This window comes from Streptomyces longisporus, assembly GCF_039532765.1.
Taxonomy (GTDB): domain Bacteria; phylum Actinomycetota; class Actinomycetes; order Streptomycetales; family Streptomycetaceae; genus Streptomyces; species Streptomyces longisporus.
On sequence record NZ_BAAASG010000024.1, the window covers coordinates 100,344 to 126,501 of the forward strand.

Here is a 26,158-nt window from a genome sequence, read left to right on the forward strand (position 1 = left end):
TTTCCATGGCCGCCCGCGCGCAGAGGCCGCGCCCTCTCGCCCAGATCGATTGTCAGTGCCGGATGCGAGACTTGAAGGGTGGTCAGGGGCCTGTCGAGCAGGCGGACTTCAGCGGTCCCGCCACCTCAACCACCCATGGAAGAAGGGGGATTGAACACGTGAAGGGTGATCGCGTGGAAATAGTCGTGGATGCGGGGGACACAACCCGCACCTACGAGGTGGTGGCGAGCAGGGCGGGCCGTCGGGTGGAGACTGCGGTGCGCCGAGGTGTCGTGGAAGTGAGCGAAGTCACCCGCAACGGGTCCGTGGTCCGCACGGCCCGCTTCATGGCGAACCGGGTGCTGGCGCTGGTCGAGCAGCCGATCCCCCGGGAGGACGGCTCGGAGAAGGCCGGGCACACCGGGCGTCCCCTCCGGGAAGACCCTGAGACCTAGGACCTCGTCTCCACCCAGGGGAGTACGCCCCAGCTCACGGCTCATCCTCCGGGAGGCCCGGCAATCGGTACGAGGGCATGACGTGCGGCGAGCGCCGGACGCCTAGATTTGAGGTCAAGCGGCGGGTGCAGCACTCGTCCCCCGAGGTCAGACACCCGCCGCTGCCAACGACAACTGAGAACGGTCAGGAGAGGGACCATGGCCATGACGGCACCGCGGACACTGATCCGCACCCAGGAGCGCACCGCACTCCGCCGCCGTACCGGCCGCCGCCACCCCCTGGTGGCGACGCTCATGGTCCTCCCCCTGGCGGCCCTGCTCTTCTTCGTCTTCGACGGCTGGGAGACAGTGGCCACACAGGCGTCGTCCGTGGGCGTGATGCTGGGGCGCTGAGCGGCGACCCCAGGCCCGGAAGAGCGGTCCGGGCGGGGACATCCACCCATGAAACCCCGTGGGGACGGGGGTGCGGCGGACGGCAAAAATGCCGGCGCAGCTGGGGAGCTGCGCCGGCATTGCTTTTCCCCGGGCCGGGGACCGACGACGTATCGGCCATCTCTCCCCCTCCACCCACCCAGGGGGCACTCCAGCCGCCGGTCGGGCACTCTCAGCCGTCCGGCGTTTGAACGTTTGAGGGCAAGGCGGGGCCCGCATCTTCCAGCCCGTCCGGCATTTGAGGACGAGGCCCTTCAGGCCGATCGGGGTCCGGGGCGGAGCCCCGAAACGGGTGCATGGGCGGAGCCCCGCGGGGTTCAGGGGATGCGGTCCGCCGCTCGGGGGTCATGGGCGGAGCCCTGCGGGGTGCAGGGGATGCGGTCCGCCGCTCGGGGGTGCTGGGGCGGAGCCCTGCGGGGTTCAGGGGACGCGGTCCGCCGCTGGGGGGGCATGGGCGGAGCCCTGCGGGGTTCAGGGGATGCGGTCCGCCGCTCGGGGGTCATGGGCGGAGCCCTGCGGGGTGCAGGGGACGCGGGCCCGCTGGGGCAGGCGGAGCCCCGCCGGGGTTCAGGGGACGCGGGCCCCGCCGGGGTGCAGGCGGAGCCCCGCGGGGGTGCAGGGGACGCGGGCCCGCTGGCTCAGGCGGAGCCCCGCGGTGGGTGCAAGGGACGCAGTTCCCGCCGGGGCCCAGGGGCGGAGCCCCTGGTGGGGGCGAAGGGGCGGCAGCCCCTGGGGACGGGACGGGTAGGGGCGGCGGGGGCGCATCCAGCAGCGGCTCCCATCCCCGGCAGCCCAAGCCCCCAGCTCCGCCGAGTCCCCTGCCCATCCCCACCACCCCCGGCCTACCCTCGCCAGAGACCCGCCGCCCCAGGGAGCCCCGTGACCACCCCCTTGCTCACCGAGCTGACCACCCGAGCCAAGGCCAAGGCCCACTCCCGCACGGACGCCTGCCCCTGCGGCGCAGCCACCCTCGCCGACCGCCCCGACGCCACGGTCGTCCGCCACGCCGACACGGTCGCCAAGGCCCACGCCCCCAACACCTCACGCAAAGACCTCACCCCCCGCCTCACCACCGCCACCCACCTCCCCGGCATCCTCCTGCCCCCACTCGCCGAGGCCCCCGTCGACCTGGACGGCCGCCTGGTCACGTTCTGGCCCTACGGCACCCCCGTGGACCCGGGCGCCCCGGACGCCGCCCCCTGGGAGCCCGCAGCCACCCTCCTCGCCCGCCTTCACCGCACCCCCGCCCCCACGCCCCTCCCGCCCATGCGGGGCCCCGCCAAGGCCGCCCGGGCCATCGCCCGACTCAGGGCCACGGCCGCCACCCACCCCGCCACCCTCCCGGTCCTGCAGGCCTGGAACACCCTTCCGCCCTGGGCCAGGGCCGAAGCCCCCATGCCGGACACCACCACCCTGTGCCACGGCGACCTCCACCTCGGCCAGCTCGTGCGCCACCCGGCCCCCGACGGCCCCTGGCTGCTCATCGACGTCGACGATCTCGGCACCGGCGTCCCCGCCTGGGACCTGGCCCGCCCTGCCGCCTGGTATGCCTGCGGCCTCCTCCCGCCGGACGAGTGGACCCGCTTCCTCACCGCCTACCGCACGGCCGGCGGCCCGGCCGTCCCCGCCGACGGCGACCCCTGGCCCGCCCTGGACGTCCCGGCCCGCGCCCTCACGGTGCAGACGGCCGCCCGCGCCACAGCCAAGGCAGCAGCGGAGGACCGCCCCCTGGACGAGGTCGAACTCTCCATGATCGACGCATGTGCCCGAATGGCTGCCCTGCCGCCGGAGTTGACCCCGGAATGCGCGAAGTAGGGTGCAACCGACCGCCCCCTGACAGAGTCTGTCCTGGCGAAGCGCGAAGCAGGACCGACCGGCGAGGAGTTGAGCCGACCATGCAGTGTCCGAAGTGTCATGCGCCGATGCACACGTACAACCGCAACGGTGTCCAGATCGAGCAGTGCAGCGGCTGCCGCGGGATCTTCCTCGACTACGGCGAGCTGGAGGCGCTGACGCGCCTGGAGGCCCAGTGGGCCCAGCCCGCGCCCCCGCCCGCCCCGCAGGCATACCCGGCCCCGCCCGCCCCCGCCTGGGGCGCCCAGCACGGCGGCCACGGAGGGCACTACGGCGGCCACCACGGCGGTCACCACCGCCACAAGAGCTTTGGCCACATGCTCTTCTCCAGCTGACGGCACACGACGAAGCCCCCGGCCGTACGAGACGGCCGGGGGCTTCGGCTGGTGCGCGATACTGGGATTGAACCAGTGACCTCTTCCGTGTCAGGGAAGCGCTCTCCCGCTGAGCTAATCGCGCAGGTGAACCTGCATGTGGTGCGTACTGCGTGCGCGATACTGGGATTGAACCAGTGACCTCTTCCGTGTCAGGGAAGCGCTCTCCCGCTGAGCTAATCGCGCGGGGGGTGGATCTCGCCGTACGTGCTGGAAGATCCAGTGGACGATACTGGGATTGAACCAGTGACCTCTTCCGTGTCAGGGAAGCGCTCTCCCGCTGAGCTAATCGTCCTTGGAGGTGGAGACGGGATTTGAACCCGTGTAGACGGCTTTGCAGGCCGTTGCCTCGCCTCTCGGCCACTCCACCAGGAGTGCAGGGGCTCGGGAAGATCCCCTGTTTCCATCGAGCGGACGACGAGGCTCGAACTCGCGACCTCAACCTTGGCAAGGTTGCGCTCTACCAACTGAGCTACGTCCGCTTGTCGTTTCGGTCCGCTCTCGCGGCCCGGCGACGAGTTGAACTCTAGCGGATTCCCGGGCCAGCACAAAAACGCGTTTGCGCAGCGTGCTGCGCTGCACCTGCTCGCGTACGTGGTCAGGGCCCCCGAAGGGACACGGCAGGGCCACCTTCACGACACCCGCCCTAGACTCGACTGCGTGCTCGACCTCCCTCCTCTCGCCCGCTTCGGTGACCGCGTCGCCACCGGACTCCTCGATGTCACCAGCGATCCCACGGCCCTCGACTCCACCGGTTTCTGGGCCGTCGTCGCGGACTTCGAGGGCCGGCTGACCTGCGCCCGCTTCAGGGACGTACGAGTGGAGCCCGTGCCCGCCCCGGTGCCGGGGCAGTGGCGCGGACCGTCCGCCGGTGACTGGACGTCCTCGCTCGACCACGCCGCGTACACGGCCGGTGTGCGCCGGATCCGCGAGCACATAGCGGCCGGCGAGGTCTATCAGGCGAACCTCTGCCGGGTGCTCTCCGCGCCCGTCGCGCCCGACGCCGACGTGAACGCCCTGACCGCGCTGCTGGCCCGCGGCAACCCCGCACCGTATGCAGGAACGATCCGGCTGCCCGGGCACGGGGTCGAGATAGCGACCGCCTCGCCCGAGCTGTTCCTGCGGCGTGGCGGCCGTGTCGTGGAGTCCGGGCCGATCAAGGGCACCGGGCGCACCGAGGCGGACCTGCTGGAGAAGGACTACGCCGAGAACGTGATGATCGTGGACCTGGTCCGCAACGACATCGGGCGTGTCTGCGCCACCGGCAGCGTGAGCGTCCCCGATCTGTGCGCCGTCGAGAAGCACCCGGGTCTCGTGCATCTCGTGTCGACGGTCCGCGGCGAGCTGGGCGCCGGCGCGGGCTGGCCCGAACTGCTCGACGCTGCCTTCCCGCCCGGGTCGGTCACCGGTGCACCCAAGTCGAGCGCCCTGCGGATCATCGAAGCCCTGGAGACGGCGCCCCGCGGACCGTACTGCGGCGGCATCGGCTGGGTCGACGCGGACCAGGGGGCCGGCGAGCTGGCGGTCGGCATCCGCACCTTCTGGATCGACCGGGCCGAGAGCGTCCTGCGCTTCGGGACGGGCGCCGGGATCACCTGGGGCTCCGACCCGGAGGCGGAGTGGCGGGAGACCGAGCTGAAGGCGGCCCGACTGCTCGCGGTAGCGTCGGGGACGTACGAGGTGAGTGGAGAGGGACTACAGACGTGAAGATCTGGCTCGACGGCGGGCTGCAGGACATCGAGTCCGCCCGCGTCTCCGTCTTCGACCACGGGCTGACCGTGGGCGACGGCATCTTCGAGACGGTGAAGGCGACGGGCGGGAAGACGTTCGCGCTCACCCGGCACCTCGACCGGCTGACCCGCTCCGCGCGCGGCCTCGGCCTGCCCGACCCCGACCACACCGAGATCCGCCGCGCCTGCGCCGCCGTCCTCGAAGCCAACCCGATGCCGCTCGGCCGGCTGCGCATCACCTACACCGGCGGCCACGGCCCACTCGGCTCCGACCGCGGTGAGCACGGCCCGACCCTCGTCGTCGCCCTCGGCGAGACCACCCGCCGCCCCGACACCACGGCCGTGATCACGGTGCCGTGGACCCGCAACGAACGCGGCGCCCTGACCGGCCTGAAGACGACCTCGTACGCCGAGAACGTCGTCGCCCTCGCCCGGGCACACCAACACGGCGCGTCGGAAGCCCTGTTCGCGAACACCATCGGGCAACTGTGCGAGGGCACCGGCTCGAACGTCTTCGTCGTCCTCGACGGCGAGATCCACACCCCGCCGGTCGCCTCCGGCTGCCTCGCGGGCATCACACGCGCGTTGGCCGTCGAGTGGACCGGCGCCAAGGAGACCGACCTGCCGTTCGACGTCCTGGAACGCGCGGACGAGGTCTTCCTCACCTCCACCCTGCGCGACGTCCAGGCCGTGCACCGCGTCGACAACCGTGAACTGCCGGGCGCACCGGGCCCGGTGACCGCCAAGGCCATGCGGGTCTTCGACGAGCGGTCCGGCGACGACCTGGATCCGTGAGAGCCCGGGAAAACCGGCTGCCCATGGGCGGCTGAGCGGGTAGAACACCCCTGATGACCACGACCCTGCGGCCGACCGAGCCGCTCCAGCACAACGCCGACGGCACGCGTTCACGCCGTTTCCAGGTGTGCGTGAACAGCCGGCCCGTGGGCGCGATACACCTGGGCACGTCCGCTGCCTTTGGTGACAAGGTCGCCCACATCCTCGACCTGCGGATCGAGGAGCCGGACCGCCGCCGCGGCCGGGGCACCGTGGCCGCGCTCGCCGCCGAGGAGGTGGCGCGCGGGTGGGGGTGCACGCGGATCGAGGCGGCCGTCCCTGCCGGAGCCGCGGCGGGGCTGCGGCTCGGCGAGGTGCTCGGCTACGTCGTGCGCAATCGCGGCATGGAGAAGCGCCTCGCACCGACGGCACCCGAACTGCCTGAGGGCAGCCGGGCCCGCCCCATGACAGAGGACGAGTTCGTCACCTGGCAGGAGCACGAGTCGCAGGACTACGCCCGCACCTTGATCGAGCGGGGAGTGCCGGAGACCGAGGCGTACGACAGGGCACGCCGCGACCACGAGAGGCTGCTGCCGGATGGGCTGGCGACCGAGAACGCCACGTTCAGCGTCCTCGAACATGAGGGCACGCGCGTGGGCACCCTGTGGCTGGCGCTACGCGGGGAGAAGGCCCATGTGTGCGACGTGGAGGCCGATGCCGCACACCGCGGGAACGGCCACGGCCGCACGCTCATGCTCCTGGCGGAGATCCAGGCACTCGCCGCGGGCCGTGACGTCGTCAGTCTGAACGTGTTCGCCGGCAACACCCCGGCCGAGCGGCTCTACGACTCACTCGGCTACCGGACGACGCAGTACGCCCTGTACAAGCCGCTGCTCTGAGCGGACTGGTGCCCCGAAGGGGCGCGAGGAACTGCGCGACCAGCCACGAACGCTGCCGCAGACGACAGCCTGTGGCCACACCTACCGCGAAGCGCCGAGCAGCCGGTCCACGATCTCCTCGATCCGCTCCCGCAGCCCCTCCTGGCTCTTGCCGCCGTCCAGGCGCTGACCGTCGACGACGTACGTCGGGGTGCCGGTCACGCCGATCGCCTTGCCCTCGGCCTGGTCGGCGTCGACGATCAGGATGTGCCGGCCGTCGATCAGCGCGGTGTCGAACTCCTCGGCGTCCAGACCGAGTTCGGCGGCCACCTCGACCAGGAAGGGTTCTCCCTTACGGCCCAGCTCCTCGACCCGCGCCAGCACGGCCTCGGCGTAGGCCCAGCCCTTGCCCTGCTCGACGGCTTCCTCGGCGGCCTGTGCGGCGGCGAAGGCGTGCTTGTTCTTCTCCAGCGGGAAGTGCCGCAACCGCAGCTCCAGCCGGTCGCCGTAGCGGGCGCGCAGGGCACGCAGATTGTCGAGGGCGCCACGGCAGTCCGGGCACTGGAGGTCGCACCAGATGTCGAGGACGGGCGCGGCGAGAGGCACGGGGGAGGAGTCGCTCATGCCGTCAGTCTCCCAGCTCGGAGGCGGTCGACCCAATCGAACTGCGGCCTCGTGACCTGCGCCCGGGACCCTGATCCACTCCAGGGGGAGTGCCCGGGACCGGCACCTTCGGAGGAGCCGACCCGGAGATGTCCCTGATGTCCGTCCGGGCCATGGCCGCGCGGGGTCCGGGCGGTGCAGGATGGAAGGGACGAAGTGCCCCTGCCCGATCGAGCCCTGCCTGGAGGACCGGATGATTGCCGAGACCGTCTGTTCCGCCGTCTCCGCGGCAGGCCTGGGCATCGCGGTGGTCACGGCGTACCGCAAGCGCTTCCTCGCGGCCGCCCGCATCGCCGCCTACTCACTCGTCCCCATCGGCCTGGTGATGACCGGAACCGTGCAGTGGCTGGCGGACACCGCCTTCAGTCCGACGGCCTGGGCGGGCTTCGGCGTGCTCGGCGCCGCCTGGCTGCTGTTCTCCACCACGCGCGCGGTGGAGCGCCGCCGCGGCGGCACCCGCAAGGAGCGCCGGGAGGCCAGGGCCGCGGGGCAGCGGGAGGCGGTCGCTCCGACGGCGTCCGCGCCTTCCCTCGGCCCCGGGTCCCGCCCGGCGACCCGGCCCGCGAGTACGCCCCGCACTCAGTCGGCGGACGACTTCAGCGACATCGAGGCCATCCTCAAGAAGCACGGCATATGACCCGCGCATGACGACTGAAACGACACAGTGGATCAAGGCTGTGGCGTGAAATGATCACGACCCGAACCGGACTTCACGGAATCCGGCGAACTGCCGGTCATTCCGGGCGTGTTGAGCGCACCGGACCTGCGCAGTGCGCCATCATCGCCGCGAGATGCTGGACACGGAACACGGCGATACCGCGCCGCCGAAGGATGAGCCGCGCGGTTGCCTCTTCGCCCTTTCCCAGCCACCGCTGATGATCTTCCTTGCGGTGATCGGGTGTCTGCTGCTCATGGCCTCGTTGCACGACCTGCTGATGCTGTGAGCCGTACCCGTGGTCCCCGGCGCCACCCGCGGGGGACCACGTCGACATCCTTGTCCGGACGCTCGGGCGTCAGCCCGCCGCCTCCTTGCGCCGCGCCCGGTAAGCGGCCACGTGCAGACGGTTTCCGCAGGTGCGGCTGTCGCAGTAGCGGCGCGAGCGGTTGCGGGACAGGTCGACGAAGGCGCGCCGGCAGTCGGGGGCCTCGCAGCGGCGCAGCCGTTCCTGCTCACCGGCGACCACGAAGAAGGCCAGCGCCATCCCGCAGTCGGCCGCAAGATGGTCGGCTACGGAGGCACCGGGCGCGAAGTAGTGCACATGCCAGTCGTAGCCGTCGTGGTCCGTGAGGCGCGGAGTCGTGCCCGCGGCGGCGACCAGCTCGTTGATCACGCCGGCGGCGGTCCGGGCGTCGTGCGCCGCGAAGACCGACGCGAACCGGCCGCGGATCTTGCGCACGGCCGAGAGGTCGAACTCCGAGAGCGCCCCCACATCGCTGATTTCGTGGTTTCGTACGAAATCCTCGAGAGCCGCGACATCGGGCAGTCCGTCCGGTCCCGCGTGGTCCTCCGGTGCGGTGTTCACCAGATCCACCACGGTGTCGAGCGCGCACCGGGTGTCGTGGGTGATCAGCACGTTTCGCTCCCTGGCCTGGGGGTCGGGCGGACGCCCGCCTCATGCTGGCCGATGGTAGTGGCTTGCCGCCCGGCTGCGGGCGGTCCTGCCAGCGGGGCACCCTCCCCCTGCCCCGCCGCACACACCGGCGCCGCCCCCACGACTCGATCGCGGCGGCGGCGCTGATGCGTACCGTATGCAGTTGTTCTGGCCCGAGCCGTCTCCCCGAGTCGACGGCGCCGGGCGGCTTCGTGGTGCCTCGCCCTAGCTCTCCGCCAGGATGTGCGAGAGCTCCTGATCGAGATCGAAATGCCGGTGTTCCGTGCCGGGAGGCACAGCGGCGTCGGTTCGCTTCAGGAAGGACTCCAGCGCCCGCGCCGGGGCTTCCAGCAGCGCCTCGCCCTCCGGAGAGCTCAGCGCGATGCACACGACCCCCTGACCGTGACTGCGCGACGGCCAGACACGGACGTCGCCGGTGCCGGTGGGCCGGTGCAGCCCCTCCGCGAGGAGGTCGCGGGCGAACACCCACTCGACGGTCTCCTCGGCTCCGGTGTGGAAGGTGGCGTGCACGGCGTAGGGGTCGGCCGTGTCGTACCGCAGGCCTGCGGGGACAGGCAGGGAGGACTCGCTCGACACAACGAGGCGCAGGTGCAGCTCGCAGCTGACCGTGGTGTTCATAAGCGCCAGGGCCTTTCGCTCAGTGTGCGCTCGGGGATTCGCACGTCGGCGAAATCGACATGCCACCTACGGTGCCGTTGTAAACCCCTCTGAGTGTTTTGCGTGCCTTTACGTAACTCTTCCGGCCGATGGATCGTTCGCACGGTACGGCCATTCCGGTGACTGGTTTCCACTCGGTAAAGTAAGGTAAAGTTTGGCCGTATGAATACGGGGAGTAACCGGACCGAGGGACTGCCGGGCGAGGCTGCCGTGGCGCCGGACGAGGCGGGGCCGGACGGGGCGCAGGGCGAGCACGGGCTCGGCTCCAAGGCGCCGGCGTTCATCAAGAGGCGTCGCGCCCTGCATCTGAGCTGGCAGGTCGGGGTCTTCGTCGTCGGTCTCGCGGTCGTGGTCGCCGGCATCGTCATGCTGCCGCTGCCCGGGCCCGGCTGGGTGGTGATCTTCGGCGGCATGGCCATCTGGGCGACCGAGTTCGTCTGGGCCCAGCTGGTGCTCCGCTGGACGAAACGCAAGGTCACCGAGGCGGCCCAGCGAGCCCTCGACCCCAAGGTGCGGCGCCGCAACATCACGCTGACCGCGATCGGTCTCGTGATCGTGGGCGTGCTGGTCGGGATCTACCTCTGGAAGTTCGGCGTCGTGATGCCCTGGAAGATCAAGGACCAGTGATCCGCGGTGCAGGTGCGGGTGTCGCTGGGCGCCGGTTCGTGCTGGTCACAGGCACCCCCTGACATGGGGTAATGTTCTTCCTGCGTCCGGGCGATTAGCTCAGTGGGAGAGCGCTTCGTTCACACCGAAGAGGTCACTGGTTCGAACCCAGTATCGCCCACCCGGACCGGCGGCCCGTCTGCGAGAGCAGGCGGGCCGCCGTCGTATGCGCCCCCTCGGACGGGTCCCGCGCTCCGGTGGATTTCCGGCCGGGCAACATCCTTGTGCGGACGGCCAGTTGATGTCCGGTCCGTCGATCGCAGGCCTCTCACCTGCGGCGTCGCGCCTTGCGCCGCACCTTCCGGCGCTAATGTGCCCTCAACCCCTCCCACTGCTTGGTAAGAAATTCCTGTCCGAATCATTGACGCACCCCGAGGCCCTCCGTAACTTGTGGCAGCAAGCGCTTACTTGAAACGATTCATGCGAGTGGCGATGATGCCGGGGAGGGGCCCGACTGTGGGAACCAGCAGGAATGTTGAGAGGCGTACGATCCTCAAGGCGGCCGGTGCGTCGGCGGCCGCGCTGGGGCTGGCCGCGACCACGGGCTGCGGCGGCGACAGCGGCACCTCCGCCGACGGAACGGTGACGATCCGTTACTCGTGGTGGGGCGCCGACGAGCGGGCCAAGAAGATCAACCAGACCATCAAGCTCTTCGAGAAGAAGTACCCGAAGATCAAGGTGAAGACGGACTTCCAGGACTACGTCTCATTCTGGGAGAAGTTCCAGACGCAGGCGGCCGGCGGAAATCCACCGGACGTTTTCCAAAACGCCGTCACTTTCCTTCGGAAGTACGACAAGAGAAGCGTCCTGCTCGATCTCAAGTCCCAGATCGACGCGGGGAATCTGAGCCTCGGCAACTTCCGTGCGGGCGTCACCAAGGTCGGCGAGGTCGACGGCAAGCAGCTCGGCATCCCCGTCGGCTCCAACACGATGGCGCTGGTCATCGACAAGAAGGTCTTCCAGAAGGCGGGCGTCGAGCCGACCACGGGCTGGACCTGGGACGACTACTTCAAGGCCCTCAAGACCGTCCACGACAAGACCAAGGTGCCCGGCGACACGGGCTACTTCAGCATCATGTACCTGTACGACCTGTATCTGCGGCAGAACGGAAAGGCGTTCTACACCAAGGACGGGCTCGGTTTCGACAAGGCCGATCTGACGGAGTGGTGGCAGGACGGCTACAGCCGCGTGAAGGCCGGCATCATCACCGACCCCAAGATCGTCGAGCAGGACAGGCCCAAGTCCTCCCTCTCCGCCGGGCACGGAGCCTCGGAATTCACCTGGGACAACTTCACCGTCCGCTACACGGCCGAGGGCAGCAGCGAATACGGCCTCGCGCCCATCCCCACCATGGACGGAAAGCACACCGGGCAGTACCTGGCCTCCCTGATGCTGAGCGCCTCCGCACGCACCCAGCACCCCAAGGAAGTCGCACAGTTCATCGACTTCATGGTCCACGACCCGGAAGTCGGCAAGATCATGGGCTACGACCGGGGCATCCTCGCCTCGACCCAGCAGTACGACGCGTTCAAGCCGACCGACCCGGTCAACAAGGAGATCGCGCAGTACGAGGCGGACACCGCCAAGGCCGGAGTCCTCGGCACGATCACCCCGCACCCCTCCGGTGCCGACACCATCGAGGCGGCCTTCCTGCGGATCGGCGGCGACCTGGCCCAGGGCAAGACGAAGCCCTCCGCCGCGGTGAAGCAGTTCTTCGACGAGTCGCAGGCCGCCTTCCAGGCATAGCGCTCCGCTGGGGGTGCGGTTTGTTGCGTCTTGTTTGTCTGCGGCGCCGTCGTGGCTGGTCGCGCAGTTCTTCGCGCCCCTAGGGGGCGCGCCCCACCGCAGTTGCCTTCGCCGAGGCCCCCTGGCCCGGAACCGATTGGGAAGCACCGTGACGCTCGTCAAGGAATCACCGCCCGCCGCCCGGAAGGTCCGTTCCGCCGCTCCCGCCGCCGTCAAGCAGCGGGGGCGGCGGGAGAACCTCGCCGGCTATCTCTTCATGTCCCCGTGGATCGCGGGCTTTCTGCTCCTGACCGCGGGTCCCATGGTCGCCTCGCTCTACTTCGCGTTCACCGACTACAACCTCTTCAACACCCCGAAGTGGGTCGGTCTCGACAACTTCACCAAGATGTTCGACGACCCCCGCTGGCAGAAGTCGGTGGAGGTGACGGCCAAATACGTGATCATCGGCACCCCGCTGAAACTGCTGCTCGCCCTCGGGGTCGCCCTGCTGCTCGCACAGAGTCGCCGTGGACAGGCCTTCTACCGGGCCGCGTTCTATGCACCCTCGCTCATCGGCGCGAGCGTCTCGGTCGCCTTCGTCTGGCGGTCGATCTTCTCCGACAACGCCATCGTCGACCGTACGATGTCGGTCTTCGGCTTCCACGTCGGCGGCTGGGTCGGCAACCCCGACTGGATCCTCTACTGCCTGGTCGCACTCACCGTCTGGCAGTTCGGCGCGCCCATGGTCATCTTCCTGGCCGGGCTCAAGCAGGTGCCCAAGGAGCTGTACGAGGCCGCCGAGCTGGACGGCGCCGGGGCCTTCCGCAAGTTCTGGAGCATCACGCTGCCGATGATTTCCCCGGTGCTGTTCTTCAACGTCCTGCTGGAGACCATCCACTCGTTCCAGATCTTCGGCTCGGCCTATGTCGTCTCCAACACCTACTGCGGCCCGGCCGACGCCACGCTCGTCTACACCTGCTACCTCTACCAGCAGGGCTTCAAGAACGCCCAGATGGGCTTCGCCTCCGCGATGGCGTGGATGCTGCTGCTCGCCGTGGCCCTGGTGACCGCCGTCCTGTTCTGGTCCCAGAAGAAGTGGGTGCATTACGAGGAGGACGCCCGATGAGTGCCACCACCCCCGCCCCACCGAAGCCGCTGGGCGGTCTCGGCCGAAAGCGCGCCGGTTCGCTCGCCTGGCACATCGGCTCGCTGCTGGTCCTCGCGGTCGTCCTCTATCCCGTGGTCTGGGTGATCGGCGCGTCCTTCAAGCCGAGCAAGGACATCATCAACAGCCTTCAGCTGTTCCCCGCCCATCCCATCCTGAAGAACTTCAAGGGCCTGGCCGACGGCATCGCCGACATCTCGATCCGGACGTTCTTCCAGAACTCCCTCCTGTACGCGGGCGGCGCCGTCGTCGGCATCCTGATCTCCTGCTCGCTGACGGCGTACGCCTTCGCCAAGATCAGGTTCGCGGGCCGGAACCTGCTGTTCTCGCTGATGATCGGCACGCTCCTGCTGCCGTATCACGTGCTGCTGATCCCGCAGTACGTGATGTTCCAGAAGCTGGAGCTGATCAACACCTATGTGCCGCTGCTCCTGGGCAAATACCTGGCCACGGAGGCTTTCTTCGTCTTCCTGATGGTGCAGTTCATGCGCAACCTGCCGAGGGAACTGGACGAGGCCGCCCGGATCGACGGCTGCGGGCATCTGCGGATCTACTGGTCGATCGTGCTGCCGCTGTGCCGGCCCGCGCTCATCACCAGCGCCATCTTCACCTTCATCAACGCCTGGAACGACTTCATGGGCCCGCTGATCTACCTCAACGAGCCCGGCAAGTACACCGTCTCCCTCGGCATGATGATGTTCCGCGACTCCGACGGCGTCGCCGCCAACTACGGCGGCCTCATCGCGATGTCGCTGGTGGCGCTGCTGCCCGTGCTGCTGTTCTTTCTCGCCTTCCAGCGCTATCTGATCGACGGTATGGCGACCTCCGGACTGAAGGGCTGAGGCGGTCACCATGGCCGAAGTGCGGGTCAAGGCGCGCAAGGAGTCGGTGTTCGCGGAGCGGTTCGGGGTCTTCGCCGAGTGTCTGCTCACCGGAGTGTGGATCGCGGTGGCCTCGCTGGGCGTGGTGACCTTTCCGGCCGCCTTCGCCGCCGGGGCGCGGCATCTGCGCCGGCGCACCGGCCATGAGGGCGGTGGCCGGCGGGAGTTTGCCCGCGACTTCCGTACGGCCGTGCGCGGCGGGTGGGCCGCCGGGCTGGCCGGCTGGGTTGCGGCGGGCCTGGTCTGGGTGGACGTCCAGGCCGCGCGCGCCGGGCTGCCCGGGGGGCCGTTCGTGGGGGCCGTCGGCCTGTTCGCGCTGATCGGCCTCGTCGTGGCCGGGCTGCGTGCGGCGGCGGTCTGGGAGCCGGGCGCCGAGTGGCGGGCACTGCTCGCCGACGCGGGTCGCCGCACCGTCCTCGACCCCGCCGGATCCTTCCTGCTCGTCGGCGGAGTGGTCCTCGTCATCTGTTCCGCCCTGCTGATCGCGCCGCTGGCGGTCCCCGTCCTGGGGGCCGTCGCGGCCGCGGCCGTCGCGGTGGAGGAGCGGTACCGGCGCCGCTGACGGGCGGTGCCTTTCTGCAAGGTCGGCGCCCGGGCGCCGTACCTCCCTATGTCATGCCCCTGACTAGCTGCACGCGAAGAAACGTCCCGCCGGAAAGGAAAGGCTGAACTCTCATGTCTCCCATCCCCCGCAGGTCCCTCCTCAAGGCGGCCGCCGTCGCCGGAGCCGCCGCGCAGTTCAGCTGGGCCCTAGGAGCCAAGGACACGCAGGCCGCACCCAGAGCCGAGGCCGCGGCCGCCGATCCCGTGACCCTGGACTGGCTGGAGGACGGCGGCCTCGGGGCCGCGCCCGGCTCCACCCTCGGTGTCCCCTGGCCGAAGGGCGCCTACCAGCCCGACCAGGCCTTCGCGCTCACGGACGCCGACGGCAAGGCGGTGCCCGTGCAGTCCTGGCCGATCGCGTACTGGCCGGACGGTTCCCTCAAGTGGTCGGCACACGCGGTGAGTTCGGGCTACGGCAAGCTCACCCTCGTCGCCGGTGACGCGGCCGCCCCCGACAAGAAGGTCGCCGTCGACAGGAGCGGCGGCACCATCGACGTCTCGACCGGCGTGATCACCGCGAAGATCGGCAAGAACGGTTCGACGATCATCAAGTCGGTGACCCGCGGGTCGACGGAGATCGCCAGGAACGGACGGCTCGTCCTGATCCGCCAGCCGGAGATCGAGGACGAGGACCAGGGCACGGTCAGGACCGAGCGCTTCGACGGCGCGATCGGCGCGGTGACGGTCGAGCAGGAGGGGCCGGTCCGGGCCGTCGTCCGCATCGACGGCAAACACCGCAAGGGCGACCGGGGCTGGCTGCCGTTCTCCATCCGGCTGTACTTCTACGCCGGGGCCGACTCGTTCCGCATGGTGCACACCATCACCTACGACGGCACCCAGGAGCCCGGCAGGGCGAGCGGCGACTTCATCCGCGGGCTCGGGGTGCGCTTCAGCGTCCCGATGCGGGACGCGTCGTACGACCGGCACATCCGCATCGGCGGCGAGGGCACCGGACTGCTGCGGGAGGCGGTCAAGGGCATCACCGGCCTGCGCCGCGACCCGGGCGCGGCCGTGCAGACGGCGCAGTACGCGGGCCAGAAGCTGCCCGACCCCGCCACCTGGGACCAGCGGGTGACGACCCGGCTGCAGTACATCCCGGAGTGGGGCGACTACACCCTCTCCCAGCTCTCCGCCGACGGCTTCACGCTCCGCAAACGCACCAAGAAGGGCTACGGCTGGATCGCCGCCGGCGGCGGCAAGCGGGCCTCCGGCTTCGGCTATGTCGGCGGCGCGAGCGGCGGATTCTCCTTCGGCCTCAGGGACTTCTGGGAGAAGCACCCCGCCCAGCTCGACATCCGTGACGCCCACACCGACGAGGCCGAGGTCACCCTGTGGCTCTGGTCGCCCGAGGCCCAGCCCATGGACCTGCGCTTCTACCACGACGGCATGGGCCAGGACACATACGCCAAGCAGCTCGAAGGCCTCAACATCACCTACGAGGACTACGAGCCGAAGTTCGGCACCCCCTACGGCATCGCCCGCACCTCCGAACTCCTCTTCTGGGCCAACGAGTCGACCCCGGCCGCCGAGAAGCTCGCCGAGCAGGTCGAGGCCGTACGCGTGCTGCCGCAGCTCGCCGCCCCGCCGGGACAGCTCATCAAGGCCAAGGTCTTCGGCCCGGGCCTGTACTCCGAGCCCGACCGCTCCACACCGGCCAAGGCGAAGATCGAGGACCACCTCGACTTCCTCTTCACCTACTACAAGGACCAGGTGGAGCAGCGCCGTTGGTACGGCTTCTGGGACTACGGCGACTTCATGCACACCTACGACACCGTGCGCCACCAGTGGCGGTACGACGTCGGCGGCTACGCCTGGGACAACTCCGAGCTGTCGCCGGACATCTGGCTCTGGATGGCCTACCTCCGCTCCGGCCGCGCGGACATCTTCCGCTTCGCCGAGGCCCTCACCCGGCACACCGGCGAGGTCGACGTCTACCACCTGGGCGACTGGGCGGGCCTCGGCACCCGGCACGGTGTCCAGCACTACGCCGACAGCGCCAAGCAGCAGCGCATCGCCAACACCACCTACCGGCGCTACTACTACTTCCTCACCGCCGACGAACGCGTCGGCGACCTCATGCACGCCAATGTCGACTCCGACGAGACCTTCCTGGTCCTCGACCCACAGCGCAAGGTCCGCACCGACCCGTACACACCCGACCGGCACGCCCTGTCGATCGGCTTCGGCACCGACTGGAGCGGCCTGGTGTCCGCGTGGCTGACCGAGTGGGAGCGCAAGGGCCCCAAGTGGGAGAAGGCCAAGGCGCGGGTGCTGTCGACGATGGAGGGCATCGCCGCCCAGCCCAACGGCTTCGTCCAGGGCAGCGGGCTGTACGACCTCGACACCGGTAAGTTCGCCGTCGCCTCGACGCCCGTGGTCTCCGTCTCGCACCTCTCGGCCGTCTTCGGCCTGGGCGAGCTGTGCGCCGAGCTCATCGACCTCGTCGACATGCCCGGGTTCAACCAGGCCTACTTCGACTACTGCCGCTACTTCAACGCCACGAAGGCCGAGCAGAAGGCCCGCTACGGCTCCGACTTCGGCACGCTGCTGCTGTTCCAGGGGCACTCGCGCCTGGATGCGTACGCCGCCGTCCAGACCGGTGACGCTGCGCTGGCCAAGCGGGCGTGGACGAAGTTCTACAGCTCCGACGGGTATACGGAGGCTTCGCCCTGGAAGACGGAGGCTTTGAGCGGGCCGGTGGCTCTGGTCGCGGGGAGTGAAGCGGCCTGGGTTTCGTCGAACGACACGGCGCTGTATGGGCTTGCGGCCATCGAGAATCTGGCGCTGCTCGGCGACAAGATGCCGTAGCGCTCCGCCGGGAGAGCCGGGGAACTGCGCTCGTTTGTCGCCTGCCGGCCGTATGTGGCTGGTCGCGCCCACGCGGCGGAGCCGCAAATTGGCAGAGTCCCGCGCCCCTTTGGGGGGCGCTTCAATTCATGGTCGTCAAGATGTCCCGTACGCGGCGGACGTCCCTGAGGCGGCGTTCGTAGGTGGCCCCCAATGCCAGCAGGAGTAGGCCGGCGAGGGCGAATGGCACCCAGCGGGGGAGGGCGCCGGTCATCTGGACCAGGTACGGGGCCAGTTCGTGCAGGGCGTCCAGGACCAGCACCGAGCCGCCCAGGACCAGGGGGGCCTGGAGGCGGTGGCGGGCGCCGAGGAGGGTGGTCAGCAGGGCCGCCGTGCCGAGCAGCAGCGGGCGGGTCCAGTGCGGGTCGTTCCAGGCCGCGGCGAGGCTCGGCAGCAGGGTGGCGGCGAGTCCCGCGCCGTACGCCGTCCACGACGACGCCTGCGGATCGCGGGACCTGCGCCGGGCGCCGACACACAGCGCCGGCACGGTGACCGGGAGCGTGTACGCCTCGACGGTGCCGACGTCCCAGGCGGCCAGCCGGACCCAACCGGCCAGCAGGAACAGGGCGGCGGCCGCATATCCGACGGGGCGGCGGTCGGAACGGACGGCCGTGCCCGCCGCGATCACTCCGCACAAGGACAGCACCAGGGCGAGCATCGGCGGGGCGGTGATCGCGAGGCCGACGGCCGGCAGTCCGGCGGCGGCTCCGGTCACTTCGACCGGCACACGCGCGTGGCTCTCGCCCAGGCGCGCGGCGAGCAGGGCCGCGGCCGCCGGGACCACCAGGACCAACAGCGCCGTGTGCTGCGGCTGCCAGTCGGCCGCCAGACCCGTCACGCACGCCAGGGCGGTTGCGTAGACGAGCGCGGCCGGCGCGGTGAAGGGCGCGAGGTGCGGCCGCAGCGAGGCAGCGGCGAACAGCGCCGTCAGGACGGACAGCACGGTGAGGGTGGCCGTCTGCGAGGCCAGCGAGAGGAAGGCGAGGGAGACCGAACCGCCCAGGGCGAGCGCGGTGCCGGTCACCGGCAGGAAGCGGAAGGCCGCCGCCGCGAGGGCCGCTCCGGTCACCGCACCCTGCAGCAACAGGGCCGTGGAGTAGGGGAGCTGCAAGACCGCGGGCAGCGTCATGGCGGTGGCCCAGACGAGGAGCGTCGCGCCGGTCAGCGCCTGGGGCCGCCGGGTCTCGCCGCGGACCAGCAGGGCCAGCACGGCCGCGACGACCACCGGGCCGAGGAGCAGCTGACCGGGATACGGCGGCCACGGCATGTGGACGGCCGCCGCGGCACGCGCGTCCGAGGGTGCACCGGTCCACCAGCGCTCCGCCCAGCCCAGCGGGCCCAGCAGCGCGACCACGACCAGCGGCATCGCACAGGCGACGGCGACCGCCTGCACCGCCGCGGAGGCCTGGACGAGCCCCCGCCGCACCGGCTCGGGCAGCCGCACCCGCAAGGCCGCCGACAAGGCGACGCCACAGGCCAGGTACCCCGGTACGGTCCATCCGTCGGGCAGCGCCACGCGCAGCACGCCACCGACCGCGGCGACCAGGAGCAGACCGCCCGGCACGGCGTGGCCCGTCGCTGCGGCCGGCTTCGGCAGCCGCCAGGCGGCGACCAGCGCGATCGCCGCCGCAAGGGTGAGGAGCGCCGCCGCACGGGCGGCGGCGCCCGGACCGGCTGCATCCCACGAGAGCCAGCCGGCCGTCAGTGCGCCCAGGGCGCCGGTGCCGTGCGCGCCGACGGCGGCGAGGACGCGTACGGACCCGGCGGTCACGCGGAGCGCCACACCTGTGTCGAACCCGGCCGTCACCAGCAGCGCGGCGGCGATCCCGGTCGACCCCGCGCCGGCCGAGACCGCCCAGAAGAGCAGCGGCAGTTGGGCCGCGGCCAGCGCGGCGGGCAGCGGCAGCCGCAGCCCGGCCGCACGCGGCAGCAGACCGTACGCCGCCCAGAGCCCCGCCAGCAGCGTCGACGCGACGGCCGTGTACCCCGCCCCGTCCGTTCCCGTGAAGGCGACCTGCTGCAGTGCGTACGCGTCCAGCACCGTCAGCGCCAGGCCCAGACCGGCCACCGACTCGGCCGTCGACCGCAGCCCGCGCCGCAGCAGGACCAACGGCGCACCGAGCGCGGCCACCGTGACCGCGCCGAGCACGAGGGCCCGCCCCGCGATCCCCAGATGCCCCCAGCTGACCAGCGTGAACACCATCGCGGCGACGGTGAGCAGGACCCCGCCGAGCAGCAGCAGAAGGTTCTGCACGCCGGGCGCGGTGGCCTCCGGACGAGACGCCTCCATGGGCGCCTGCGGTGCCGGGTGCACCGGGTGCGCCGACTGGAGCGCGGCGACCAGCCAGGCACGGCGATGGAGCAACTGGGACCGGCGGGCGTCCAGTTGCCAGAGCTCGGCGTCGAGGAGCCGCAACTCCTCGGCCGGGGGCGGAACATGCGTCATGCCTCGGAGTGTGGTCCGCGTCACGTCGTACGACATGAGTGCAGGTACTCAGCCACATACTCAGATCCCGCCACCACATGGCTCGGATGGGGGGCGAACACCCTGGATAAGGGCACACTCCCCCCATGGACTGGACGCACTACCGCTTCCGCAGCCTCTGGGTCCTGCCCGCCGCGCCCGCCACCGTCTACGAGGTGCTGGAGCGGGCCGAGGAGTACCCCCGCTGGTGGCCCCAGGTGCGGGAGGTGACCCGGCTCGACGACACCACCGGAGTCATCCGGATCCGCTCCGTCCTCCCCTACGACCTGCACTTCACCGCTCGCGAGACGCGCCGCGACCCCGGCGCGGGCGTCCTGGCGATCGCCATGTCCGGCGACATCGAGGGCTGGGCGCGCTGGACGATCACCGCAGGGGGCGCCGGCACCCTCGCCCGCTTCGAGCAGGCCGTCGACGTGCACAAGGCGCTGCTGAGGCGGTTCGCCGTGCCGGGCCGGCCGGTGTTCCGCGCCAACCACCGGCTGATGATGCGGGCCGGACGACGAGGCCTGGTCGCGTACCTGGAAGCGGTTTGAAGGAAACCCGCGAAGACCTGTATGGTTCAGTGCGTTCCCGGGCGATTAGCTCAGTGGGAGAGCGCTTCGTTCACACCGAAGAGGTCACTGGTTCGAACCCAGTATCGCCCACAATGTCGATGGCGGCTCATGCCTGCAAACAACGCAGGCCCGAGCCGCCATTGTCGTGTTCTGCGCGGCTTCGCCGCGCGAGGCGGGGGCTTTGCCGCCCGCACCCCCGAAAGGCCGGTCCGCAGCAGCGGACCGGCTTTCTTCATACCGGCCTGCCGCAGGCCGGCCTGTCTCATGCCGCCGCCGGAAGATCCGGCCGCAGCGGCCACGCCGGGTTCACGATCTCCTCCGTGCCGCTCTTCGCGAACCACGCCTGCAGACCGCGCGCCTGGGCCGCGTGCCAGGTGGTCTGCAGGGCATGCAGCTCGGCGGGGGACAGACGCTCCAGCCGGGCGGCGAAACGACGCCCGAGGGCTCGTACGACGTCCAGTGCGGCCAGGGCGTCCGCCGCCGCGTCGTGCGCGCCCTCCAGTGTGACGCCGTAGTGCGCGCACAGATCGGTCAGGGTGCGGCGGCCCTTGCGGTAGCGGTCCAGGTGCTTGTCGAGGACCCGCGGGTCGAGCACCCGCAGCGTCGACGCCTCGAACCAGCGGTCCAGCGAGGAAGCGCGATGGCGGCGCAACTCGCGGTCCAGGAGCGTCAGATCGAACGGCGCGTTCATCACCACGAGCGGACGGCCCATCGCCGCCTGCTCCGCCAGTTCCTCGGCTATCTCGTACATCACCGGCGCCGGCCAGCGGCCGTTGCGCTGCAGGTGCTCGTCCGTCAGCCCGTGCACCGCCGTCGCCGCCTCCGGCACCGGCACACCCGGGTTGACCAGCCAACGGGTCATCCGGGGCCGGCTGCCCGGGGCGTCCTGGACGACGACGGCGGCCGACACGATCCGGTCGGTCTCGACGTCGACACCCGTGGTCTCCGTGTCGAAGGCGGCCAGGGGCCCCTCGTACCAGGTCGTCATGCCTACCCAACTCCTCGTTCACCCACGGCAGCTGACGTCCCGTCTTCTGCCTGTTTGGTGATACCCGGGCTGTTTGCGCCGTACGCCGGAAGGACACAACAGGAGTACGGGTCTTTGCAGTTCAGAGGCCCGCAGCGGGGAATCACTTGGCGTGGAAGGCTGTTGGTCATGGCGATAGCGCAGCCCGAGCGGGGCGGGCTGCTGCCCGAACGTGCGAGCCCCCTTCGCGGCACACTCGCCACCACCGCCTGCATGGAGACACTGCAGGTGGGATATCTGCACGCCGTCGCCGCGGCGGCCGGCTGCTCGCTGTCGCAGCCGTTTCCGGACAACGGCATCGACTGGCACGTCAGCCATGGCTCGCCCGGCCACACCGTCGACGACGAGGTGACCATCAAGGTGCAGCTGAAGTGCACGTACCAGGTCGCGCCGAACCCGCCGGGGCGTTTCTTCTCCTTCACGCTCGACAACGACCATCTGCGCAAGCTCGCGCGCACCCCCGTCTCGGTGCACAAGATCCTGGTCGTGATGCTCGTCCCGAGATCCCAGGACGACTGGCTGCGTGCCAGCCACGACCGTCTCGACCTGCGGCACTGCTGCTACTGGGTCAACCTGGCCGGCCAGCCGGTCACCGGGCGGACCCGGACCACCGTGCGGATACCGACCTCACGCATCTTCGACGACCGGGCGCTGTGCGAGATCATGACGCGGGTCGGGGCCGGAGGCAGACCATGACGCACCGCCCGCTTCAGGAGCCACTGCGGCCCGTCAGGCCGCACCCGGTCGAGGCCTCCTGGCACCGTCCCCCCGAGCCCGACGAGGTCGACCCCGCCGTGCTCAGCGCCCTGCTGCACCGGCACGGCTGGGAGCGGCGCGGCGGAGCCGCCGGACGCTACGGCCGCTGGACCCCGCCCGGCCCCGGCGGCGGCGGGACCAGCCTGCTGGTGCCCGAGAGCCGCGCCTTCCCCGACAGCGACGACCTGCTCGGCGAGGCACTCGTCGCGCTGACCCGCAGCGGCACGCCCTCCGCCCGCGAGGTGCTGGTCGCTCTCGCCGTGCCCAGCGACGAGATCCGCTGGTGGCGGGATGCACCGAGCGGCCCCGCGGGCTCCGCGCCCTGGGTGGTCGAGGAGCAGCTGCGCGCCTGTGCCCGCCAGATGCTGCTCGCCGGAGCGCTCGCCACGCGCGCGCGTGCGGGCTATTACGGCGCCCGGCACCGCCGTGCCGCTGCCGCGCTGCTGGAGAGCGTGCTCGTGGGCTCCGCGACCGGCGGCGGCCGGCTGACCGCCTTCGTGCCCGTCGGCACCGGGCGGCAGCTCCCCGTACGCCTCCACCAGGCCCTGTACGCCGCCCGCGAGGCCATCGACTACCAGCGGGCCACCGGCGGCATGGACGCCTTCGACGGCGCCGTCGAGGCGGGCGTGAGCCGTGAGCTCACCGAGGCGCTGATCGCCCTGGTGCGCGGCACCGAGGGTGCCAGGATCGCCGTCGAGTGGGCACCGGCCGCCGGGGTGCCCGAGGACTGCGTGGCGGGCCTCGAACCGGTGGAGTTCTCACCGGGCGACCTGCCCGTGCTGCGCGAGGCCGGCGCCCGCTATCTGCGCGAGGAGCCGTCCGTGCCCGTGCGGATCACCGGCACGGTGGTGCGGATGCGCAGGTCGGGACCGCGCGGGGAGGGCAGCGTACGGCTGCGGGTGATCGCGGGAGCCGAGGTGCCGCACGTCCGCATCACGCTGGACGAGGAGGACTACCGCATCGCCGGGCACGCCCACCTCGTGGGGCTGCCCGTGCGGCTGCACGGGCGCCTGGAGAGCCGGGGCGGCTTCCGGCGGCTGACCGGGGCGGCCGGGGTCGCACCGGTGCAGGTGGAGGAGGCGGAGCGGGACCGCCTCATGAAGTCGATGCAGGAGCACGCGGAAAAGGGCGACTTCTTCGAGGAGGAGTGCACCGGGGAGGACGACGACTGAGCGCGGGCCCGCCTGCACGAAGGGCGACCGTTTCGCGGTCGGAGGGTCGAGGTCGGTACGATCCCCTATTGCGCGCGCTCCTGGTATGGCGCCGCAACCACCTTCAGTCAGGAGAGACCGGTGTCAGACGTCCGTGTGATCATCCAACGCGATTCCGAGCGGGAAGAGCGCGTGGTGACGACGGGCACTACGGCCGCCGAGCTCTTCGCCGGCGAGCGCTCGATCGTCGCCGCGCGCGTGGGCGGCGAGCTCAAGGACCTCGCGTACGCGCCTGCCGAGGGCGAGGTCGTGGAGCCGGTGGAGATCTCCTCCGAGGACGGCCTGAACATCCTGCGCCACTCCACCGCGCATGTGATGGCGCAGGCCGTGCAGGAGCTGTTCCCCGAGGCCAAGCTGGGCATCGGCCCGCCGGTCAAGGACGGCTTCTACTACGACTTCGACGTGGAGAAGCCGTTCACGCCCGAGGATCTCAAGGCCATCGAGAAGAAGATGCAGGAGATCCAGAAGCGCGGGCAGCGGTTCGCCCGTCGTGTGGTGACCGACGAGGCGGCCCGCGAGGAGCTGGCGGACGAGCCGTACAAGCTGGAGCTGATCGGCCTCAAGGGCTCGGCGTCGAGTGACGACGGTGCGGACGTCGAGGTCGGCGCCGGCGAGCTGACGATCTACGACAACCTGGACGCCAAGACCGGCGAGCTGTGCTGGAAGGACCTCTGCCGCGGTCCGCACCTGCCCTCCACCCGCCTCATCCCGGCGTTCAAGCTGATGCGCAACGCGGCCGCCTACTGGCGCGGCAGCGAGAAGAACCCGATGCTCCAGCGCATCTACGGCACCGCTTGGCCGTCCAAGGACGAGCTGAAGGCGTACCTGGACTTCCTCGCCGAGGCCGAGAAGCGCGACCACCGCAAGCTCGGCAGCGAACTCGACCTGTTCTCCATCCCGGAGCAGATCGGCTCCGGCCTCGCGGTCTTCCACCCCAAGGGCGGCATCGTCCGCCGCGTGATGGAGGACTACTCGCGCCGCCGGCACGAGGAGGAGGGCTACGAGTTCGTCTACACCCCGCACGCCACGAAGGGGAAGCTCTTCGAGACGTCCGGGCACCTGGACTGGTACGCCGACGGCATGTACCCGCCCATGCAGCTCGACGAGGGCGTGGACTACTACCTCAAGCCCATGAACTGCCCGATGCACAACCTGATCTTCGACGCGCGCGGCCGCTCGTACCGTGAACTGCCGCTGCGCCTCTTCGAGTTCGGGACCGTGTACCGGTACGAGAAGTCCGGCGTCGTGCACGGCCTGACCCGTGCCCGCGGATTCACCCAGGACGACGCGCACATCTACTGCACCCGTGAGCAGATGTCGGAGGAGCTCGACAAGACGCTCACCTTCGTCCTCGGCCTGCTGCGGGACTACGGCCTGACCGACTTCTACCTGGAGCTCTCCACCAAGGACCCGGAGAAGTTCGTGGGCTCGGACGAGGTCTGGGAGGAGGCGACCGAGACGCTGCGCCAGGTCGCCGAGAAGCAGGGCCTGCCCCTGGTGCCCGACCCGGGCGGCGCCGCCTTCTACGGCCCGAAGATCTCCGTCCAGACCAAGGACGCGATCGGCCGCACCTGGCAGATGTCGACGATCCAGCTCGACTTCAACCTGCCGGAGCGCTTCGACCTGGAGTACACGGGTCCGGACGGCTCCAAGCAGCGCCCGGTCATGATCCACCGCGCCCTGTTCGGTTCGATCGAGCGGTTCTTCGCGGTGCTCCTTGAGCACTACGCGGGCGCCTTCCCGGCTTGGCTCGCCCCCGTCCAGGCGGTCGGCATCCCGATCGGCGACGGGCACGTGGAGTACCTGGAGAAGTTCGCCGCGGCCGCGAAGAAGCAGGGCCTGCGGGTCGAGGTCGACTCCTCCTCCGACCGCATGCAGAAGAAGATCCGCAACGCCCAGAAGCAGAAGGTGCCCTTCATGGTCATCGCGGGCGACGAGGACATGTCGGCCGGTTCCGTCTCCTTCCGCTACCGCGACGGCTCGCAGGAGAACGGCATCCCGTTCGACGAGGCCATCGCGAAGATCGCCAAGGTCGTGGAGGACCGGACGCAGGTCTGACCGTCCGGTCCGGCCGGCCTGGTCCGCCGGTGTCCGAGGGCCCCCGGGAGGTTCAGCCTCCCGGGGGCCTTTCGTCGTCCTCGCGGGCGAAGACCTGCAGCAGCCAGGAGGCGAAGGTGCCGGTCACCGCGCCGAGCAGGGCCAGCCCGACGGCCATCATCCCGACCGCGATCAGCCGTCCCAGCGGGGTCACCGGGGTGATGTCGCCGTAGCCGACGGTGGTGAGCGTCTCGCAGGCCCACCAGACGGCGTCGCCGAACGTCCGCATCGACGCGCCCTTCGCCCCGCGTTCCTGCTGGTAGACGGCGAGAGCCCCGGCGAAGCCGAGCAGGACCGTCGCCAGCCCGGAGTATGCGATCACGCGCGCGTGCAGCGCGAGCCGGGGCTTGCCGTGCCGCCGCTGTACGGCTTCGTAGACCTTGACAATCCGAAGGGGCCGCAGCAGCGGCAGGATGACCACCACCGTGTCCAGCAAGTGCTTCCGCACGAACCTGTGGCCCTGCCCGCTCAGTCGCCACAGCACCGCGTAGTTGAAGGCGAACAACGCCCAGGAGACCAGCAGCACCGCGAGCGCCAGCGCCTGCATGGGGTCCGTCAGACCGGGTGCCAGGACGCGGACCGCGTACGAGGCGAGGAAGGCCAGCGATGCGACGGCGAGCGGAAGCTCGGTCCGCTGCTCCCACCGGGCTGCGCGAGTGTCATCGTCCACCGGCCCAGCTTGGCCCGGCGGGCTTTTGCCGCAACCCCGCCGACACGCCGCGAACGGGCGAC

The 26,158-nt window shown here is 70.6% G+C and carries 25 protein-coding genes and 7 tRNA genes; 21 read left to right on the forward strand and 11 right to left on the reverse strand.

The window, feature by feature from the left end; all coding sequences use genetic code 11:
• Positions 1–158 precede the first annotated feature (158 nt).
• The 4 genes from ABD355_RS38315 to ABD355_RS38330 all read left to right on the forward strand — a co-directional run bounded on the left by ABD355_RS38315 (position 159) and on the right by ABD355_RS38330 (position 3,055).
• A complete protein-coding gene (locus ABD355_RS38315; RefSeq protein ID WP_344405710.1) occupies positions 159–434 on the forward strand; it encodes a hypothetical protein in 276 nt (91 codons plus the stop codon).
• A 198-nt stretch (positions 435–632) separates the two neighbouring features.
• The gene (locus tag ABD355_RS38320; RefSeq protein ID WP_344405712.1) at positions 633–827 is read left to right on the forward strand and encodes a hypothetical protein; all 195 of its coding nucleotides are present in this window, start codon (positions 633–635) and stop codon (positions 825–827) included.
• 918 nt (positions 828–1,745) lie between these two features.
• Entirely contained in the window at positions 1,746–2,681 is a 936-nt protein-coding gene (locus ABD355_RS38325) for a phosphotransferase family protein (RefSeq protein WP_344405713.1), read from the forward strand.
• Positions 2,682–2,761: 80 nt separating this feature from the next.
• On the forward strand, positions 2,762–3,055 hold the full coding sequence (locus ABD355_RS38330) for a TFIIB-type zinc ribbon-containing protein (RefSeq protein WP_344405714.1): 294 nt from the start codon (positions 2,762–2,764) through the stop codon (positions 3,053–3,055).
• Between the two features lie 49 nt (positions 3,056–3,104).
• Here ABD355_RS38330 and ABD355_RS38335 read toward each other — a convergent pair.
• The 5 genes from ABD355_RS38335 to ABD355_RS38355 form a co-directional block, all read right to left on the reverse strand.
• Positions 3,105–3,179, reverse strand: a tRNA-Val gene (locus ABD355_RS38335).
• A 29-nt stretch (positions 3,180–3,208) separates the two neighbouring features.
• Positions 3,209–3,280, reverse strand: a tRNA-Val gene (locus ABD355_RS38340).
• A gap of 37 nt (positions 3,281–3,317) precedes the next feature.
• A tRNA-Val gene (locus ABD355_RS38345) sits at positions 3,318–3,389 on the reverse strand.
• Position 3,390: 1 nt separating this feature from the next.
• Positions 3,391–3,464: transfer RNA gene (locus ABD355_RS38350), tRNA-Cys, on the reverse strand.
• Between the two features lie 39 nt (positions 3,465–3,503).
• Positions 3,504–3,576, reverse strand: a tRNA-Gly gene (locus ABD355_RS38355).
• A 178-nt stretch (positions 3,577–3,754) separates the two neighbouring features.
• On the opposite strand from ABD355_RS38355, the gene ABD355_RS38360 reads away from it, so the two are divergent.
• The 3 genes from ABD355_RS38360 to ABD355_RS38370 are packed head-to-tail and all read left to right on the forward strand — an operon-like array spanning position 3,755 to position 6,497.
• The gene (locus tag ABD355_RS38360; RefSeq protein WP_344405716.1) at positions 3,755–4,801 is read left to right on the forward strand and encodes a chorismate-binding protein; all 1,047 of its coding nucleotides are present in this window, start codon (positions 3,755–3,757) and stop codon (positions 4,799–4,801) included.
• A complete protein-coding gene (locus tag ABD355_RS38365) occupies positions 4,798–5,619 on the forward strand; it encodes an aminotransferase class IV (protein ID WP_344405717.1) in 822 nt (273 codons plus the stop codon). Before ABD355_RS38360 ends, ABD355_RS38365 begins: the two co-directional genes overlap by 4 nt.
• Before the next feature lie 53 nt (positions 5,620–5,672).
• On the forward strand, positions 5,673–6,497 hold the full coding sequence (locus ABD355_RS38370; RefSeq protein WP_344405718.1) for a GNAT family N-acetyltransferase: 825 nt from the start codon (positions 5,673–5,675) through the stop codon (positions 6,495–6,497).
• A gap of 81 nt (positions 6,498–6,578) precedes the next feature.
• On the opposite strand, the gene ABD355_RS38375 is transcribed toward ABD355_RS38370, so the two are convergent.
• On the reverse strand, positions 6,579–7,100 hold the full coding sequence (locus ABD355_RS38375) for a DsbA family protein (protein ID WP_344405719.1): 522 nt from the start codon (positions 7,098–7,100) through the stop codon (positions 6,579–6,581).
• Positions 7,101–7,332: 232 nt separating this feature from the next.
• On the opposite strand from ABD355_RS38375, the gene ABD355_RS38380 reads away from it, so the two are divergent.
• Positions 7,333–7,776, forward strand: a complete 444-nt coding sequence (locus ABD355_RS38380) for a hypothetical protein (RefSeq protein ID WP_344405721.1) — start codon at positions 7,333–7,335, stop codon at positions 7,774–7,776.
• A gap of 154 nt (positions 7,777–7,930) precedes the next feature.
• Positions 7,931–8,083, forward strand: a complete 153-nt coding sequence (locus ABD355_RS38385) for a hypothetical protein (RefSeq protein WP_180292031.1) — start codon at positions 7,931–7,933, stop codon at positions 8,081–8,083.
• A 69-nt stretch (positions 8,084–8,152) separates the two neighbouring features.
• On the opposite strand, the gene ABD355_RS38390 is transcribed toward ABD355_RS38385, so the two are convergent.
• Positions 8,153–8,713, reverse strand: coding sequence for a CGNR zinc finger domain-containing protein (locus ABD355_RS38390; RefSeq protein ID WP_344405722.1), 561 nt, complete (start codon positions 8,711–8,713; stop codon positions 8,153–8,155).
• A 243-nt stretch (positions 8,714–8,956) separates the two neighbouring features.
• The gene (locus ABD355_RS38395; protein ID WP_004002642.1) at positions 8,957–9,370 is read right to left on the reverse strand and encodes an SsgA family sporulation/cell division regulator; all 414 of its coding nucleotides are present in this window, start codon (positions 9,368–9,370) and stop codon (positions 8,957–8,959) included.
• Between the two features lie 201 nt (positions 9,371–9,571).
• On the opposite strand from ABD355_RS38395, the gene ABD355_RS38400 reads away from it, so the two are divergent.
• The 7 genes from ABD355_RS38400 to ABD355_RS38430 all read left to right on the forward strand — a co-directional run bounded on the left by ABD355_RS38400 (position 9,572) and on the right by ABD355_RS38430 (position 17,257).
• Positions 9,572–10,036 carry a TIGR02611 family protein gene (locus ABD355_RS38400; RefSeq protein ID WP_344405723.1) on the forward strand — a complete coding sequence of 155 codons (465 nt, stop codon included), beginning with the start codon at positions 9,572–9,574 and terminating at the stop codon, positions 10,034–10,036.
• Positions 10,037–10,124: 88 nt separating this feature from the next.
• Positions 10,125–10,196, forward strand: a tRNA-Val gene (locus ABD355_RS38405).
• 335 nt (positions 10,197–10,531) lie between these two features.
• Positions 10,532–11,821 carry an ABC transporter substrate-binding protein gene (locus ABD355_RS38410; protein WP_344405724.1) on the forward strand — a complete coding sequence of 430 codons (1,290 nt, stop codon included), beginning with the start codon at positions 10,532–10,534 and terminating at the stop codon, positions 11,819–11,821.
• 148 nt (positions 11,822–11,969) lie between these two features.
• Positions 11,970–12,926: a carbohydrate ABC transporter permease gene (locus ABD355_RS38415; protein ID WP_344405725.1), complete on the forward strand. Its 957-nt coding sequence runs from the start codon at positions 11,970–11,972 to the stop codon at positions 12,924–12,926.
• On the forward strand, positions 12,923–13,807 hold the full coding sequence (locus tag ABD355_RS38420; RefSeq protein ID WP_344405726.1) for a carbohydrate ABC transporter permease: 885 nt from the start codon (positions 12,923–12,925) through the stop codon (positions 13,805–13,807). The genes ABD355_RS38415 and ABD355_RS38420 overlap by 4 nt, the downstream gene beginning before the upstream one ends.
• A 10-nt stretch (positions 13,808–13,817) precedes the next feature.
• On the forward strand, positions 13,818–14,408 hold the full coding sequence (locus ABD355_RS38425; protein ID WP_344405727.1) for a hypothetical protein: 591 nt from the start codon (positions 13,818–13,820) through the stop codon (positions 14,406–14,408).
• 113 nt (positions 14,409–14,521) lie between these two features.
• The gene (locus tag ABD355_RS38430; RefSeq protein ID WP_344405728.1) at positions 14,522–17,257 is read left to right on the forward strand and encodes an exo-rhamnogalacturonan lyase family protein; all 2,736 of its coding nucleotides are present in this window, start codon (positions 14,522–14,524) and stop codon (positions 17,255–17,257) included.
• Positions 17,258–17,378: 121 nt separating this feature from the next.
• On the opposite strand, the gene ABD355_RS38435 is transcribed toward ABD355_RS38430, so the two are convergent.
• Complete coding sequence (locus ABD355_RS38435; protein ID WP_425585834.1) at positions 17,379–19,742, reverse strand: SCO7613 C-terminal domain-containing membrane protein; 2,364 nt, start codon at positions 19,740–19,742, stop codon at positions 17,379–17,381.
• 125 nt (positions 19,743–19,867) lie between these two features.
• Here ABD355_RS38435 and ABD355_RS38440 point away from each other — a divergent pair, with 125 nt between their 5' ends.
• Complete coding sequence (locus tag ABD355_RS38440; protein ID WP_344405731.1) at positions 19,868–20,314, forward strand: SRPBCC family protein; 447 nt, start codon at positions 19,868–19,870, stop codon at positions 20,312–20,314.
• Positions 20,315–20,353: 39 nt separating this feature from the next.
• Positions 20,354–20,425: transfer RNA gene (locus ABD355_RS38445), tRNA-Val, on the forward strand.
• A gap of 172 nt (positions 20,426–20,597) precedes the next feature.
• On the opposite strand, the gene ABD355_RS38450 is transcribed toward ABD355_RS38445, so the two are convergent.
• A complete protein-coding gene (locus ABD355_RS38450; protein ID WP_344405732.1) occupies positions 20,598–21,323 on the reverse strand; it encodes a 3'-5' exonuclease in 726 nt (241 codons plus the stop codon).
• Positions 21,324–21,491: 168 nt separating this feature from the next.
• Here ABD355_RS38450 and ABD355_RS38455 point away from each other — a divergent pair, with 168 nt between their 5' ends.
• The 3 genes from ABD355_RS38455 (at position 21,492) to thrS (ending at position 25,387) form a co-directional block, all read left to right on the forward strand.
• On the forward strand, positions 21,492–22,058 hold the full coding sequence (locus ABD355_RS38455) for a DUF4365 domain-containing protein (protein WP_344405734.1): 567 nt from the start codon (positions 21,492–21,494) through the stop codon (positions 22,056–22,058).
• Positions 22,055–23,290 carry a hypothetical protein gene (locus ABD355_RS38460; protein ID WP_344405735.1) on the forward strand — a complete coding sequence of 412 codons (1,236 nt, stop codon included), beginning with the start codon at positions 22,055–22,057 and terminating at the stop codon, positions 23,288–23,290. The genes ABD355_RS38455 and ABD355_RS38460 overlap by 4 nt, the downstream gene beginning before the upstream one ends.
• A gap of 120 nt (positions 23,291–23,410) precedes the next feature.
• Positions 23,411–25,387: a threonine--tRNA ligase gene (gene thrS / locus ABD355_RS38465; RefSeq protein ID WP_344405736.1), complete on the forward strand. Its 1,977-nt coding sequence runs from the start codon at positions 23,411–23,413 to the stop codon at positions 25,385–25,387.
• 52 nt (positions 25,388–25,439) lie between these two features.
• On the opposite strand, the gene ABD355_RS38470 is transcribed toward thrS, so the two are convergent.
• Positions 25,440–26,096 carry a potassium channel family protein gene (locus ABD355_RS38470; protein ID WP_344405738.1) on the reverse strand — a complete coding sequence of 219 codons (657 nt, stop codon included), beginning with the start codon at positions 26,094–26,096 and terminating at the stop codon, positions 25,440–25,442.
• Between the last annotated feature and the right edge of the window lie 62 nt (positions 26,097–26,158).

Excerpts from the sequence above, each read along its gene's own strand:
- ABD355_RS38320 (WP_344405712.1), top strand. The coding sequence starts at position 633 with ATGGCCATGACGGCACCGCGGACACTGATCCGCACCCAGGAGCGCACC.
- ABD355_RS38330 (WP_344405714.1), top strand. The coding sequence starts at position 2,762 with ATGCAGTGTCCGAAGTGTCATGCGCCGATGCACACGTACAACCGCAAC.
- ABD355_RS38370 (WP_344405718.1), top strand. The coding sequence starts at position 5,673 with ATGACCACGACCCTGCGGCCGACCGAGCCGCTCCAGCACAACGCCGAC.
- ABD355_RS38375 (WP_344405719.1), bottom strand. The coding sequence starts at position 7,100 with ATGAGCGACTCCTCCCCCGTGCCTCTCGCCGCGCCCGTCCTCGACATC.
- ABD355_RS38380 (WP_344405721.1), top strand. The coding sequence starts at position 7,333 with ATGATTGCCGAGACCGTCTGTTCCGCCGTCTCCGCGGCAGGCCTGGGC.
- ABD355_RS38385 (WP_180292031.1), top strand. The coding sequence starts at position 7,931 with ATGCTGGACACGGAACACGGCGATACCGCGCCGCCGAAGGATGAGCCG.
- ABD355_RS38395 (WP_004002642.1), bottom strand. The coding sequence starts at position 9,370 with ATGAACACCACGGTCAGCTGCGAGCTGCACCTGCGCCTCGTTGTGTCG.
- ABD355_RS38400 (WP_344405723.1), top strand. The coding sequence starts at position 9,572 with ATGAATACGGGGAGTAACCGGACCGAGGGACTGCCGGGCGAGGCTGCC.
- ABD355_RS38420 (WP_344405726.1), top strand. The coding sequence starts at position 12,923 with ATGAGTGCCACCACCCCCGCCCCACCGAAGCCGCTGGGCGGTCTCGGC.
- ABD355_RS38425 (WP_344405727.1), top strand. The coding sequence starts at position 13,818 with ATGGCCGAAGTGCGGGTCAAGGCGCGCAAGGAGTCGGTGTTCGCGGAG.
- ABD355_RS38430 (WP_344405728.1), top strand. The coding sequence starts at position 14,522 with ATGTCTCCCATCCCCCGCAGGTCCCTCCTCAAGGCGGCCGCCGTCGCC.
- ABD355_RS38435 (WP_425585834.1), bottom strand. The coding sequence starts at position 19,742 with ATGACGCATGTTCCGCCCCCGGCCGAGGAGTTGCGGCTCCTCGACGCC.
- ABD355_RS38440 (WP_344405731.1), top strand. The coding sequence starts at position 19,868 with ATGGACTGGACGCACTACCGCTTCCGCAGCCTCTGGGTCCTGCCCGCC.
- ABD355_RS38450 (WP_344405732.1), bottom strand. The coding sequence starts at position 21,323 with ATGACGACCTGGTACGAGGGGCCCCTGGCCGCCTTCGACACGGAGACC.
- ABD355_RS38455 (WP_344405734.1), top strand. The coding sequence starts at position 21,492 with ATGGCGATAGCGCAGCCCGAGCGGGGCGGGCTGCTGCCCGAACGTGCG.
- ABD355_RS38460 (WP_344405735.1), top strand. The coding sequence starts at position 22,055 with ATGACGCACCGCCCGCTTCAGGAGCCACTGCGGCCCGTCAGGCCGCAC.